Below are 14,205 nucleotides of genomic sequence, written 5' to 3'. Positions count from 1 at the left end.
ACCTGGTGTTCTTACGTAAGCACCGGGTAATTCTTACGACATTGATGACTGTTTCTCCCCCTTTCCGAACGCTGGTTTTACTCTCCCTTGTTACTGCCGGAGCCGTTCACGGTGCGCCGAATTCCTTTATCCAGCAGGCACAAAATCCCTTTGATAATAACGGGGATAATCTCCCCGATCTCGGTATGGCAGCCCCCACCGGGGAGGGGGAAAAGCATCTCGCCGAAATGGCGAAAGCCTTTGGTGAAGCCAGTATGACCGACAACGGCCTGACTACGGGCGAGCAGGCGCGGCAGTTTGCCTTTGGTCAGGTGCGCGACGCGGTGAGCGGCGAGGTGAACCAGCAGATTGAATCCTGGCTGTCGCCCTGGGGGAACGCCAGCGTCAATTTGCTGGTGGATAACGACGGGAAATTCAACGGCAGCAGCGGGAGCTGGTTTATCCCCTGGAACGATAACAACCGTTACCTGAGCTGGAGCCAGCTCGGCCTGACGCAGCAGACGGATGGCCTGGTCAGTAACGCCGGAATCGGCCAGCGCTGGGTGGCCGGAAACTGGCTGCTGGGTTACAACACCTTTTACGACAACCTGCTGGATGAGAACCTGCAGCGTGCCGGGCTGGGTGCGGAGGTGTGGGGAGAAAATCTGCGCTTGTCGGCTAACTATTATCAGCCTTTTGCCGGCTGGCGCGACAGCTCTGACGTCCAGGAGCAGCGCATGGCGCGGGGATATGACGTGACCGCCAAAGCCTGGCTGCCGTGGTTTCATCACCTGAACACCAGCGTCAGCTTTGAGCAATATTTTGGCGACAACGTTGACCTCTTCAACAGCGGAACCGGGTATCACAACCCGGTGGCGGTCAATCTCGGGCTTAACTATACCCCCGTGCCGCTGGTGACGCTAACCGCCGGGCATAAGCAGGGCGAAAGCGGAGAGAGCCAGAATAACCTCGGGCTGAAGCTCAACTATCGCTTCGGCGTGCCGCTGGTTAAGCAGCTCTCCGCCGGAGAGGTCGCGGCCACGCGATCCCTGCGCGGAAGCCGCTATGACTCGCCGGAGCGTAACAGCCTGCCGGTGATGGAGTTCCGCCAGCGTAAAACGCTCTCCGTCTGGCTGGCAACCCCGCCGTGGGATCTCAAAGGAGGCGAAACCGTCATGCTGAAGCTGCAGGTTCGCAGCACTCACGGTATTCGTCAGATCCACTGGCAGGGTGATACCCAGGCATTGAGCCTGACGTCCCCGGGGAAAAGTGACAGCACCGACGGCTGGAGCGTGATCATGCCTGCCTGGAATGACGCTGAAGGGGCGACAAACCGCTGGCATCTCTCGGCGGTGGTGGAAGATGCGAAGGGCCAGCGCGTCTCATCCAATGAGATCACGCTCGCTGTGGTGCAGCCGCTGGTCGCATTACCTGACGACGACCCGCGCTGGAAGCTGCTGCCGGATGAGTAATGCTTAAAAAATACGTTCCTGATGGACCCACACCGCGGCTTCAACGCGGGATTTTAGCTTCATTTTCTTGAGCATATGCTTCACGTGCACTTTAACCGTGCTTTCGGTGATATCCAGGCGGCGGGCGATCATTTTGTTCGGCAGGCCCTGGGCAATCAGCTTCAGAATATCGCGCTCGCGCGGGGTTAACTGGCTGACGTCGCGGTCAGAGGTGGCGCGGTTCGCCCGCAGGCTGGCGGCCAACACCGGCGTCAGGGCCTCGCTCAGCACCATCTCGCCTGCGGCGGCCTGCTGCAGCGCCTTGAGCAGGTCTTCTGGCTCCATATCCTTCAGCAGATAGCCATCCGCGCCGCGCTTCAGCGCCGTGACCACATCCTCTTCGTGGTTGGAGACGCTAAAGACCACCACGCGACCGGAAAGGGATTTCTCGCGCAACTTGTCGAGGGTTTCCAGACCGTTCATGCCGGGCATGTTGAGATCGAGCAGGATCAGATCCGGATCGAGGGATTCGGCCAGCTCAATACCCTGTTCACCGTTGCTGGCTTCGCCCACCACGGTAATGTCGGGTGCCATGCTGACCAGCTGTTTTACGCCAGTACGCAGCATCGGATGGTCGTCGATCAACAGGATGGATGCCGGTTCCTGATTAGTCATGGGTTTCTCCTTGAGCAGTTGTAAGCGGTTTTTCGGGAATAAAGGTGACCACAACTTCCGTGCCACCCGTCTCTCTCCGTCGAACCTGGCAATCACCGCGCAGGCTTTGGGCGCGGTCTCGCATAATGATTAAACCATAGTGGTTAGTGCGTTCGGCATTTTCCGGCACGCCGCGACCGTTGTCGTGAACCGTCAGCCTGACCTGATTAGCGTGCTGGCTGACGGTAACCGTAACCGCCGTCGCTTCAGCGTGTTTGAGCACGTTGCTCAGCGCTTCGCGGGCGATCTGCAGCAGATGAATCGCCTGATGGGAAGGGACAAACCGCGGCGGCAGCTGGTAATCCAGCTTCACCGGGAAGCCAAGCCGGGCGCTAAATTCCTGGCAGCTGGATTCCAGCGCCGGGCGCAGCCCCGGCTCGGTCAGCTGCAGGCGGAAGGTGGTCAGCAGCTCGCGCAGCTGTACCCAGGAGGTGTTCAGCTCGTTGCGGATCTGGCTCAGCAGCTGTTTGTTGCTTTCCGGCATTTCCGCGTCCTGCATCTGCAGGCAGCTCACCTGCATTTTCATACAGGAGAGCGACTGGGCGATAGAGTCGTGGAGCTCGCGGGCGATGGTCGCGCGCTCTTCCATGACGATCAGCTGCTGCTGTTTTTCCTGGTGCCTGTCGAGCGCCAGCGTGGCCGTTAGTTGTTCAACAAGGGTGTCCACCAACTGCTGCTGGTCGTGGCTCAGATGACGTCCGGCTGGCAGGGTGGCCAGCAGAATACCGTACTGGGTGTGGCTGTCCGTCAGCCGCCACTTCAGGGTAGTGCCGCCAGAAGCCTGCAGCGGCAGGCCGCGCGGGCACAGGTGGCAGCCTTTATCATCGCAGGACATGTCGGACTGACAGGTAAACTCCTGATGATTATCTTCATCTTCCACATCGTAAACCCGCAGCTCCAGGTCATGCAGCAGAGTCAGATTTTGCAGGCCGTTCAGCACCGGCGAAAGGCGTTCACATAGCGGCACCTGCATGTGCAGCCGACGGTTGGCTTGCCACAGGAAGGAGAGGATCTCATTTTTCTGCTCCAGCCCGGCGGTTTTTTCCTGCACGCGCTGCTCCAGCACCGCGTAGCTTTCGGAGAGCTCCGCCGACATGGTGTTCAGCGCCTGGCCGAGCATGGCCATCTCGTTGCGGCCGCTGATGTGCGTGCGCTGGGTAAAATCTCTGTTCGTTACGGCGCGCGCCATCGCCAGCAACTGTTTCCAGGGATTCAGCAGCCGCGCCCGGAGCCAGATAATGGTGAAGATCAGCAGCAGGCCCATAAACAGCGCCATGGCACGGTGTACCATTACCACCCGGTCGATGCGTAATTCGGTGGTTTGGTCGAAAGAGGAGACCAGCGCGTCAATGCGGGAGACGAAACCCGCTACGTCCTGCGCAACGGTTTCGGTGCTGCGCGCCTGTTTCAGACCGGGTTCCAGCTGGGTGTGCCAGTAGCCCTGCAGGGCTTTAAGCTGGGACTGCTGGCCGGCGCGGATGGCGGCGTTTTCCAGTTCGGGGCTGAAGGCCGTGCGCTCCATTTCATCAATTAAGGGCCGATCGTCCTGCGTCAGGGGGACCGACGCCAGCAGACGATAACTCTGCATGCGTAGAGAACCTGCCTCGTTGATGGCATGTGCATTACCCTGTACCCCTTGTACCAGCCAGCCGGAAATCGCCATGCCGGCCACGCCAAGGGCGGTAGACAGCAAAACAATCAGGGCTAGCTGATTGACGAGAGTCAGCGGTGATAAACATCTTTTTAACATAGAGTTGCCGGGCTCCTGACGTGGCCTGCTTGCAGGAATGGCGCTATTCTGGTGCATACCCTGGAGTATACCCATACCAATAAAGGATTACCCCTAAATTGCCAACGGAGTATAGGTGAAGAAGCGGTGGTAGCAAGGAACCTTCAGTGCAGTGAAAAACCACGTCTTTTTTACCGAATTATCCTACTCACTAAGGATAACCCCTTTTTTTGCGCCGCAAATCCCCGCACTTTTCCTTTGATTTATATCAACTTACCGCCGCCCTAAAACCCTAATGTTTGCAGCATCATTCGAGAATCAGAGGTGTCTATGAGTCACTCATCCGCTCCCGAAAGGGAAAATGGTGCCGTTATTACAGACTGGCGTCCAGAGGATCCGGCGTTCTGGCAACAGCGCGGCCATCGTGTAGCAAGCCGGAATCTGTGGATTTCCGTTCCGTGTCTGCTTTTAGCGTTTTGCGTATGGATGTTGTTTAGCGCGGTCGCGGTAAACCTGCCGAAAGTAGGGTTTACGTTCACGACCGATCAGCTGTTTATGCTTACCGCATTGCCGTCGCTGTCTGGCGCGCTGCTGCGTGTCCCTTACGCGTTTATGGTCCCGGTATTCGGAGGCCGTCGCTGGACGGCGTTCAGTACGGGCATCATGATCGTCCCTTGCGTGTGGCTAGGCTTCGCGGTGCAGGATACCTCCACGCCGTTCAGCGTGTTCGTGATTATCTCCCTGCTGTGCGGTTTCGCCGGCGCTAACTTCGCCTCCAGCATGGCGAACATCAGCTTCTTCTTCCCGAAAGCGAAGCAGGGCGGCGCGCTGGGTATTAACGGCGGTCTGGGCAACATGGGCGTAAGCGTGATGCAGTTGATTGCGCCGCTGGCGATCTCTGTTTCTATTTTTGCCGCCTTCGGTGGCGGCGGCGTTGAGCAGGCGGATGGTTCTTCCCTCTACCTGCAGAACGCGGCCTGGATTTGGGTTCCGTTCCTGGTGGTGTTCACCCTCGCTGCGTGGTTCTTTATGAACGATCTGAGCGCGTCGAAAGCATCCCTGAGCGAGCAGCTTCCGGTGCTGAAGCGTGGACACCTGTGGGTGATGGCGCTGCTGTATCTGGCTACCTTCGGTTCGTTTATCGGCTTCTCAGCGGGCTTTGCCATGCTGTCGAAAACCCAATTCCCGGACGTGCAGATCCTGCAATTCGCCTTCTTCGGTCCGTTCATTGGCGCACTGGCGCGTTCACTGGGCGGCATGATCTCCGACCGTCTGGGCGGGACTCGCGTTACGCTGGTGAACTTTATTGTGATGGCAGTCTTCTGCGCGCTGCTGTTCCTGACGCTGCCTTCTGACGGGCAGGGCGGTAACTTCTTTGCCTTCTTCGGCGTGTTTATGGTGCTGTTCCTGACGGCCGGGTTGGGGAGTGCTTCCACCTTCCAGATGATTTCCGTGATCTTTCGCAAGCTGACGATGGATCGCGTGAAAGCGCAGGGCGGAAGCGAAGAGCAGGCCATGCGTGAAGCGGCGACGGATACGGCTGCGGCCCTGGGCTTTATCTCGGCTATTGGCGCAATTGGCGGCTTCTTTATTCCGAAAGCATTCGGCATCTCGCTTGACCTGACCGGCTCTCCGGCTGGCGCCATGAAAGTCTTCCTCGTCTTCTATATCGCCTGCGTCGTGATTACGTGGCTGGTATATGGCCGTAATACCAAGAAAAATAAGTAAGTGTGATTATCCGTTAACGCGGCCTTCGGGCCGCGTTTTTTTTCGAATGAATAATAGTTACAACATACTGAAAGCTTTTACCGCAGTCATTTGCGGGTAACACTGTGATCGCCATCGCTTTGCAGGTATGTCTACCCCTTAATACCTGAGATGTTAAATTTTGCCGGGGTTATTGTACGATGAATAATAAATATCTTTATAAATCATTTAGTTATTCGTTCTAAAAATATACCGCTTTGGTGGTATTTGGTCTAACCCCTCCTTTTACAGTCCCTCTTCGTCTTGATCGTTATCAATTCTCCCCCTCTTTCAGGGCGTTACCTTCGCTGCAAATCAGCAATGTCGATTTAGAGAGCCACAGGCTCCATACAGGAGATACCCGATGAGCAAATTTTTGGACCGGTTTCGCTACTTCAAACAGAAGGGTGAAACTTTTGCCGATGGGCACGGCCAGGTTCTGGATACCAACCGGGACTGGGAAGACGGTTACCGCCAGCGCTGGCAGCATGACAAAGTCGTCCGTTCTACCCACGGCGTAAACTGCACTGGCTCATGTAGCTGGAAGATTTTCGTTAAAAACGGTCTGGTGACCTGGGAAATGCAGCAGACTGACTATCCGCGCACCCGTCCGGATATGCCGAACCATGAACCGCGCGGCTGCCCGCGCGGGGCTAGCTACTCCTGGTATCTCTACAGCGCCAACCGTCTGAAATACCCGCTGATGCGCAAACGCCTGATGAAAATGTGGCGTGAAGCGAAAGTGCAGCACAGCGACCCGGTTGATGCGTGGGCCTCTATCATTGAAGATGCCGACAAAGCGAAAAGCTTCAAGCAGGCGCGCGGTCGCGGTGGTTTCGTTCGTTCTTCCTGGAAAGAGGTGAACGAGCTGATTGCCGCCTCTAACGTCTATACCGTAAAAACCTACGGTCCTGACCGCGTGGCGGGCTTCTCGCCAATCCCGGCGATGTCAATGGTCTCTTACGCTTCCGGCGCGCGCTACCTGTCGCTTATCGGCGGGACCTGCCTGAGCTTCTACGACTGGTACTGTGACCTGCCGCCAGCGTCACCGCAGACCTGGGGTGAGCAGACCGACGTGCCGGAATCCGCCGACTGGTACAACTCCAGCTACATCATCGCCTGGGGCTCTAACGTTCCGCAGACCCGTACCCCGGACGCGCACTTCTTTACCGAAGTCCGCTACAAAGGGACCAAAACCGTCGCGGTCACCCCGGACTACGCGGAAATCGCCAAGCTGTGCGACCTGTGGCTGGCACCGAAACAGGGTACCGATGCCGCGATGGCGATGGCGATGGGCCACGTCATGCTGCGCGAATTCCACCTCGACAAACCGAGCCAGTATTTCACTGACTACGTGCGTCGCTACACCGACATGCCGATGCTGGTGATGCTGGAAGAGCGTGAGGGCTACTATGCCGCGGGCCGCACGCTGCGCGCCGCCGATCTGGTGGACGCGCTGGGCCAGGAAAACAACCCTGAGTGGAAAACCGTTGCCTATAACAGCAACGGCGAGCTGGTGGCGCCAAACGGCTCTATCGGCTTCCGCTGGGGCGAGAAGGGCAAGTGGAACCTTGAGCAGCGCAACAGCACCACCGGTGAAGAGACGGAGCTGCGCCTCAGCATGCTGGGCAGCCAGGACGAGATCGCCGAGGTTGGCTTCCCGTACTTTGGCGGTGAAGGTTCCGAGCACTTCAACAAGGTTGAACTGAAAAACGTGCTGATGCACAAGCTGCCGGTTAAGCGCCTGCAGCTGGCCGACGGTTCTACCGCGTTGGTCACCACCGTCTATGACCTGACCATGGCGAACTACGGCCTGGAGCGCGGTCTGAACGACGAAAACTGCGCAACCAGCTATGACGACGTGAAGGCCTATACCCCAGCTTGGGCGGAGCAGATCACCGGCGTACCGCGCGCGCAGATCGTTCGTATCGCCCGCGAGTTTGCGGAAAACGCCGACAAGACCCACGGTCGTTCGATGATCATTGTGGGTGCCGGTCTGAACCACTGGTATCACCTCGATATGAACTATCGCGGCCTGATCAACATGCTGATCTTCTGCGGCTGCGTCGGGCAGAGCGGCGGCGGCTGGGCGCACTACGTGGGCCAGGAAAAACTGCGTCCGCAGACCGGCTGGCAGCCGCTGGCGTTTGCCCTTGACTGGCAGCGTCCGGCACGTCACATGAACAGCACCTCCTACTTCTATAACCACTCCAGCCAGTGGCGCTACGAGACGGTTACCGCGCAGGAACTGCTGTCGCCGATGGCGGATAAAACCCGCTACAGCGGCCACCTGATTGATTTCAACGTGCGCGCTGAACGCATGGGCTGGCTGCCGTCTGCGCCGCAGCTGGGCACTAACCCGCTGCGCATTGCACAAGAGGCGAAGCAGGCGGGAATGTCGCCGGTGGATTACACCGTCAAATCCCTGAAGGAAGGCTCCATCCGCTTCGCGGCAGAACAGCCTGAGAACGGCAAAAACCATCCGCGCAACCTGTTCATCTGGCGCTCCAACCTGCTGGGCTCGTCCGGTAAAGGCCACGAGTACATGCTGAAATACCTGCTGGGCACCGAGAACGGTATTCAGGGCAAAGACCTCGGCAAGCAGGGCGGCGTGAAGCCAGAAGAAGTGGAATGGAAAGACAACGGTCTGGACGGCAAGCTGGATCTGGTGGTGACGCTGGACTTCCGTCTGTCCAGCACCTGCCTGTACTCCGACATCGTGCTGCCAACCGCCACCTGGTACGAAAAAGACGACATGAATACCTCGGACATGCATCCGTTTATTCATCCGCTGTCTGCCGCCGTTGACCCAGCGTGGGAATCGAAAAGCGACTGGGATATCTACAAAGACATCGCGAAGAAATTCTCCGAAGTCTGCGTAGGTCACCTGGGCAAAGAGACCGACGTGGTGACGCTGCCAATCCAGCACGACTCCGCTGCCGAACTGGCGCAACCGCTTGACGTGAAGGACTGGAAAAAAGGCGAATGCGACCTGATCCCGGGCGTGACCGCGCCGCACATCATTCCGGTTGAACGTGATTACCCGGCAACTTACGAGCGCTTTACCTCTATTGGCCCGTTGATGGAGAAAATCGGTAACGGCGGCAAAGGCATCGCCTGGAACACCCAGAGCGAAATGGACCTGCTGCGCAAGCTCAATTACACCAAAGCAGACGGCCCGGCCAAAGGCCAGCCAATGCTCAACACGGCAATTGATGCGGCGGAGATGATCCTGACCCTGGCACCGGAAACCAACGGCCACGTGGCGGTGAAAGCGTGGGCGGCCCTGAGTGAATTTACCGGTCGCGACCACACGCATCTGGCGAAGAATAAAGAGGAAGAGAAAATCCGCTTCCGCGATATTCAGGCCCAGCCGCGAAAAATTATCTCCAGCCCGACCTGGTCTGGTCTGGAAGATGAGCATGTGTCCTATAACGCTGGTTATACCAACGTTCACGAGCTGATCCCATGGCGCACGCTTTCTGGTCGTCAGTCACTGTATCAGGACCACCAGTGGATGCGCGACTTCGGTGAAAGCCTGCTGGTGTACCGTCCGCCAATCGACACCCGCTCCGTGAAAGCGGTGATGGGCGCGAAATCGAACGGTAACCCTGAGAAGGCGCTGAACTTCCTGACGCCGCACCAGAAGTGGGGTATCCACTCCACCTACAGCGACAACCTGCTGATGCTGACCCTGTCGCGCGGTGGTCCGATTGTCTGGATGAGCGAAGCGGACGCCAAAGATCTGGGTATCGAAGATAACGACTGGATTGAAGTGTTCAACAGCAACGGCGCCCTGACGGCGCGTGCGGTGGTGAGCCAGCGCGTGCCGGCCGGGATGACCATGATGTACCACGCGCAGGAACGTATCGTGAACCTGCCGGGTTCAGAGATCACCGAGCAGCGCGGCGGTATTCACAACTCCGTGACCCGTATTACGCCGAAGCCGACCCACATGATCGGTGGCTATGCGCAGCTGGCCTACGGCTTTAACTACTACGGCACCGTAGGATCGAACCGCGATGAGTTCGTGGTGGTACGTAAGATGAAGAATATTAACTGGTTAGACGGCGAAGGTAATGACCAGGTACAGGAGAGCGTAAAATGAAAATTCGTTCACAAGTCGGCATGGTGCTGAATCTGGATAAGTGCATCGGCTGCCACACCTGTTCAGTGACCTGTAAAAACGTCTGGACCAGCCGCGAAGGTATGGAGTACGCCTGGTTCAACAACGTGGAAAGTAAGCCGGGCACCGGCTTCCCGACCGACTGGGAAAACCAGGAGAAGTGGAAGGGCGGCTGGATCCGCAAAATCAACGGCAAGCTGCAGCCGCGCATGGGTAACCGCGCAATGCTGCTGGGTAAAATCTTCGCTAACCCGCACCTGCCGGGGATTGAGGATTATTACGAGCCGTTTGATTACGACTACCAGAACCTGCACAACGCGCCGGAAAGCAAACACCAGCCGATCGCCCGTCCTCGCTCGCTGATCACTGGTCAGCGCATGGACAAAATTACCAGCGGTCCAAACTGGGAAGAAATTCTGGGCGGCGAGTTCGAAAAACGCGCGAAGGACCAGAACTTCGAGAACATGCAGAAGGCGATGTACGGCCAGTTCGAAAACACCTTCATGATGTATCTGCCGCGCCTGTGCGAACACTGCCTGAACCCGGCGTGCGTCGCGACCTGCCCGAGCGGTGCCATCTACAAGCGTGAAGAAGACGGCATCGTACTGATCGACCAGGACAAGTGCCGCGGCTGGCGCATGTGCATCACTGGCTGCCCGTACAAAAAAATCTACTTCAACTGGAAGAGCGGTAAGTCTGAGAAGTGCATCTTCTGCTACCCGCGTATCGAAGCCGGTATGCCGACCGTCTGCTCCGAGAGCTGCGTAGGTCGTATTCGTTACCTCGGCGTGCTGTTGTACGACGCGGACGCGATTGAGAATGCCGCAAGCACCGAGAATGAGAAAGATCTCTATCAGCGTCAACTGGACGTCTTCCTCGATCCGAACGATCCGAAGGTAATTGAGCAGGCCCTGAAGGACGGCATTCCGCAGAGCGTGATTGACGCCGCACAGCAGTCGCCGGTGTACAAAATGGCGATGGACTGGAAGCTGGCTCTGCCGCTGCACCCGGAATACCGCACCCTGCCGATGGTCTGGTACGTGCCGCCGCTGTCTCCGATTCAGTCTGCGGCGGACGCGGGCGAGCTGGGCAGCAACGGTATTCTGCCGGACGTGGAAAGCCTGCGTATCCCGGTTCAGTATCTGGCCAACCTGCTGACCGCAGGGGATACCCAGCCAGTACTGCTGGCGCTGAAACGTATGCTGGCAATGCGTCACTTCAAACGTGCGGAAACCGTTGACGGTGTTAACGATACCCGCGCGCTGGAAGAGGTCGGCCTGACCGAAGCGCAGGCGCAGGAGATGTACCGCTACCTGGCAATCGCTAACTACGAAGATCGTTTCGTGGTGCCAAGCAGCCACCGCGAGCTGGCGCGCGAGGCTTTCCCGGAGAAAAGCGGGTGTGGCTTTACCTTTGGCGACGGTTGCCACGGGTCAGACAGTAAATTCAACCTGTTCAACAGCCGCCGCATCGACGCGATGGATGTGACCAGCAAAACGGAGCCGCACCAATGATTGAACTCGTCATTGTTTCGCGTCTGCTCGAGTACCCGGATGCTGCGCTTGCGCAGCATCAACAGGAACTCTTTGATGCACTCGCGTCATCTGAAAACCTGGATAAAGAGGATGCCCAGAAGCTGGGCGTTTTCCTCCGCGATCTGCTGGCACGCGATCTGCTCGACGCGCAGGCGGACTACAGCCAGCTGTTTGACCGCGGGCGCGCGACGTCGCTGCTGCTGTTTGAACACGTTCACGGGGAATCCCGCGACCGCGGTCAGGCGATGGTGGACCTGATGGCCCAGTACGAGCAGCACGGCCTGCAGCTCGACAGCCGCGAGCTGCCGGACCACCTGCCGCTGTACCTGGAGTATCTGGCGCAACTGCCGAAAGAAGAGGCGCTGGGTGGTCTGCAGGATATCGCCCCGATTCTTGCGCTGCTCGGCGCGCGTCTACAGCAGCGTGAGAGCCGCTATGCCGTACTGTTCGATCTGCTGGTGAAGCTGGCGAACGCCTCTGTAGACAGTGAAAAAGTGGCGGAGAAAATCGCGGATGAAGCCCGGGACGATACCCCGCAAGCGCTGGATGCGGTCTGGGAAGAAGAGCAGGTGAAATTCTTTGCTGACCAGAACTGCGGCGAGTCTGAAATCTCCGCTCACCAGCGTCGTTTTGCCGGCGCGGTTGCCCCGCAATATTTGAATATCTCTAACGGAGGACGGCACTAATGCACTTCCTGAATATGTTCTTCTTTGACATTTACCCGTATATCGCGGGCACCGTATTCCTGGTGGGAAGCTGGCTGCGCTATGACTACGGCCAGTACACCTGGCGTGCTGCCTCCAGCCAGATGCTGGACCGCAAAGGGATGCACGTCGCGTCTAACCTGTTCCACATCGGTATTTTGGGGATTTTTGCCGGTCACTTCCTTGGGATGCTGACGCCGCACTGGATGTACGAAGCATGGCTGCCGATTGAAGTGAAGCAGAAGATGGCGATGATCGCCGGTGGTGCCTGCGGTGTGATGACCCTGGTGGGTGGCCTGCTGCTGCTAAAACGGCGTCTGTTCAGCCCGCGCGTGCGTGCAACCACCACTGCAGCGGACATCCTGATCCTCTCCCTGCTGATGGTGCAGTGCGCGCTGGGTCTGCTGACTATTCCATTCTCTGCGCAGCATATGGACGGCAGTGAAATGATGAAGCTGGTGGGGTGGGCGCAGTCCGTCGTGACCTTCCACGGCGGAGCGTCTGAGCACCTGGACGGCGTGGCGTTTATCTTCCGCGTTCACCTTGTGCTGGGGATGACGCTGTTTGTGCTGTTCCCGTTCTCCCGTCTAGTGCACATCTGGAGCGCGCCGGTTGAGTACCTGACGCGCAAATACCAGATTGTGCGTGCCCGTCGCTAATTCAGCGTCTTGATACCAACCCCGCATTCGCGGGGTTTTTTTTCGCCCCAGCCCAGGTTGTTGCCCGCTGCAGCAAACAGGATCAGCGCGCCGCCCGCCAGCTGCGTCAGGTTCAGCGAGTGTCCGAATACCAGGTTATCGACAACGATCGCCACCACCGGATAGATAAACGACAGGGAGCCGGTAATGGGGGTAGGTAGCTTCTGAATCGCGCTGTAGAGCAACTGGTACATAATGCCGGTATGGACGATGCCGAGCGTCAGCAGGATCGGCCAGGGAAAATCACCGGAAAATGACGGCCGGCTGGCAAACGGCAGAAGCATCACGACGCCCGTCAGCACCTGAATAAAGGCAATATGCTGCGGTGCGATAGTTTTCAGTTTGCGCGCAATGATTGCCGTCAGCGCGTAGAAGAAGGCCGCGGCCATTGCCAGACCGATACCCGCCAGCCATTCAGTGTCGTGGGTGCCGGTCAGCTCGCTGGAGAGCAGTATCACCACGCCGCCGAAGGCGAGGAACAGCCAGCCCCATTTCACCACGCTGACGCGCTCGCCTAAAAACATCCCCATCAGGACCAGCATAAACGGCTGAGTGTTATAGACCACGGTCGAAAGACCAATAGAGATCCGCTCATAGGCTGCGAAGAGCAGCAGCCAGTTCACCACTAATGCCACACCGCCGAGAATCGCCAGCAGCAGCGTGGTGCGGGTGAGGGGGCTAAAGGGCTTTTGACTTACCCGGATAATAATGAAAAGCGCTATTGCCCCAATAAGGCAGCGCCAGAACACCACTTCCGTCACCGGCAGACCGCTGAGCAAAACAAACGCGCCGATAGAGCCGGAAATTAACATCGCCAGACTCATCTGCCAGACGCCTTTATGTAAATCACGCATCATTCACCTCCTGATTAATAACGCTATTGTCGAAAATCGCTGTTGGGTTTTACAGGGGTGAGATAAGGTTGAAGGTGTTAACTGCATTTTTAAATTAGGTGAAACGAGTGGAATACCTTATTGATGATATCGATCGGCAAATTTTAGCCTGCCTGGTTGAGGATGCGCGCATGTCGTTGAAGGTGCTCAGCGGCCGCATCGGCCTGACCTCACCCAGCACGGCAGAGCGTCTGAAGCGGCTGGAAGAGCGCGGTGTGATTCAGGGGTATGGCGCACGGGTGAATCTGGCGGCGCTGGGGTATACGCTGCAGGCGCTGGTACGCGTGCGGCCTTTGCCGGGGCTGTTGCATAAGGTGGATAAATACATACAGGCGATGCCGGAGTGTATTGAGAGCGACAAGGTGACCGGGGAAGACTGCTTTGTGATTAGGCTGGTGGTGCGATCGATAGAACAACTGGATGCGCTGCTGGACGGGCTGGCGGAGCATGCCCAATGTAATACGTCGATTGTGAAAAGTTCGCCGGTGAAGCGTCGTTTGCCGCCAATGTAGTCGTCTGTCGCCGGGTGGCGGATGCGCCTTACCAGGCCTACAGAGGCGGATTCGGTTGAGTGTTTGGTTTTAATATGACTTGGGATTTTGCTGGAAGTGATGGTGGTGGGGGAAGGAT

Annotated in this window: 10 protein-coding genes; 7 read left to right on the top strand and 3 right to left on the bottom strand. The window is 57.7% G+C overall.

What is annotated here, in order from left to right; all coding sequences use genetic code 11:
• Positions 1-44: 44 nt before the first annotated feature.
• Complete coding sequence (locus tag IM284_RS22005; protein WP_047368715.1) at positions 45-1,451, top strand: YchO/YchP family invasin; 1,407 nt, start codon at positions 45-47, stop codon at positions 1,449-1,451.
• 3 nt (positions 1,452-1,454) lie between these two features.
• Here the strand turns inward: IM284_RS22005 and narL are convergent, their stop codons facing one another.
• Together narL and narX are read right to left on the bottom strand one after the other, a co-directional pair.
• Positions 1,455-2,105, bottom strand: coding sequence for a two-component system response regulator NarL (gene narL, locus IM284_RS22000; RefSeq protein ID WP_003856701.1), 651 nt, complete (start codon positions 2,103-2,105; stop codon positions 1,455-1,457).
• Positions 2,098-3,894 carry a nitrate/nitrite two-component system sensor histidine kinase NarX gene (narX, locus tag IM284_RS21995; RefSeq protein WP_032644884.1) on the bottom strand — a complete coding sequence of 599 codons (1,797 nt, stop codon included), beginning with the start codon at positions 3,892-3,894 and terminating at the stop codon, positions 2,098-2,100. Before narX ends, narL begins: the two co-directional genes overlap by 8 nt.
• Positions 3,895-4,203: 309 nt before the next feature.
• On the opposite strand from narX, the gene IM284_RS21990 reads away from it, so the two are divergent.
• The 5 genes from IM284_RS21990 (at position 4,204) to narI (ending at position 12,643) form a co-directional block, all read left to right on the top strand.
• A complete protein-coding gene (locus IM284_RS21990; RefSeq protein ID WP_047364940.1) occupies positions 4,204-5,601 on the top strand; it encodes a NarK family nitrate/nitrite MFS transporter in 1,398 nt (465 codons plus the stop codon).
• Between the two features lie 382 nt (positions 5,602-5,983).
• A complete protein-coding gene (locus tag IM284_RS21985; protein ID WP_047368713.1) occupies positions 5,984-9,727 on the top strand; it encodes a nitrate reductase subunit alpha in 3,744 nt (1,247 codons plus the stop codon).
• A complete protein-coding gene (gene narH / locus IM284_RS21980) occupies positions 9,724-11,259 on the top strand; it encodes a nitrate reductase subunit beta (RefSeq protein ID WP_028013444.1) in 1,536 nt (511 codons plus the stop codon). The genes IM284_RS21985 and narH overlap by 4 nt, the downstream gene beginning before the upstream one ends.
• Complete coding sequence (gene narJ / locus IM284_RS21975; protein ID WP_045261096.1) at positions 11,256-11,966, top strand: nitrate reductase molybdenum cofactor assembly chaperone; 711 nt, start codon at positions 11,256-11,258, stop codon at positions 11,964-11,966. The genes narH and narJ overlap by 4 nt, the downstream gene beginning before the upstream one ends.
• Positions 11,966-12,643: a respiratory nitrate reductase subunit gamma gene (narI, locus tag IM284_RS21970; protein ID WP_021240339.1), complete on the top strand. Its 678-nt coding sequence runs from the start codon at positions 11,966-11,968 to the stop codon at positions 12,641-12,643. Before narJ ends, narI begins: the two co-directional genes overlap by 1 nt.
• Here the strand turns inward: narI and IM284_RS21965 are convergent.
• Complete coding sequence (locus IM284_RS21965; protein WP_047368712.1) at positions 12,640-13,536, bottom strand: DMT family transporter; 897 nt, start codon at positions 13,534-13,536, stop codon at positions 12,640-12,642. The genes narI and IM284_RS21965 overlap by 4 nt on opposite strands.
• 107 nt (positions 13,537-13,643) lie before the next feature.
• On the opposite strand from IM284_RS21965, the gene IM284_RS21960 reads away from it, so the two are divergent.
• Positions 13,644-14,087 (top strand): Lrp/AsnC family transcriptional regulator, encoded by a 444-nt coding sequence (locus tag IM284_RS21960; RefSeq protein WP_041909598.1) that lies wholly within the window; start codon positions 13,644-13,646, stop codon positions 14,085-14,087.
• Positions 14,088-14,205: the final 118 nt, after the last annotated feature.

The sequence above is a fragment of the Enterobacter cloacae complex sp. P12RS genome, assembly GCF_014895875.1.
Classification (GTDB): Bacteria; Pseudomonadota; Gammaproteobacteria; order Enterobacterales; family Enterobacteriaceae; genus Enterobacter; species Enterobacter bugandensis.
Note: the sequence above shows the minus strand (reverse complement) of the source record. Positions and strands in the feature narration are given on the sequence as shown.

Excerpts from the sequence above, each read along its gene's own strand:
- narI (WP_021240339.1), top strand. The coding sequence starts at position 11,966 with ATGCACTTCCTGAATATGTTCTTCTTTGACATTTACCCGTATATCGCG.
- narX (WP_032644884.1), bottom strand. The coding sequence starts at position 3,894 with ATGTTAAAAAGATGTTTATCACCGCTGACTCTCGTCAATCAGCTAGCC.
- narL (WP_003856701.1), bottom strand. The coding sequence starts at position 2,105 with ATGACTAATCAGGAACCGGCATCCATCCTGTTGATCGACGACCATCCG.
- IM284_RS21990 (WP_047364940.1), top strand. The coding sequence starts at position 4,204 with ATGAGTCACTCATCCGCTCCCGAAAGGGAAAATGGTGCCGTTATTACA.
- narH (WP_028013444.1), top strand. The coding sequence starts at position 9,724 with ATGAAAATTCGTTCACAAGTCGGCATGGTGCTGAATCTGGATAAGTGC.
- IM284_RS22005 (WP_047368715.1), top strand. The coding sequence starts at position 45 with ATGACTGTTTCTCCCCCTTTCCGAACGCTGGTTTTACTCTCCCTTGTT.
- IM284_RS21985 (WP_047368713.1), top strand. The coding sequence starts at position 5,984 with ATGAGCAAATTTTTGGACCGGTTTCGCTACTTCAAACAGAAGGGTGAA.
- IM284_RS21965 (WP_047368712.1), bottom strand. The coding sequence starts at position 13,536 with ATGCGTGATTTACATAAAGGCGTCTGGCAGATGAGTCTGGCGATGTTA.
- narJ (WP_045261096.1), top strand. The coding sequence starts at position 11,256 with ATGATTGAACTCGTCATTGTTTCGCGTCTGCTCGAGTACCCGGATGCT.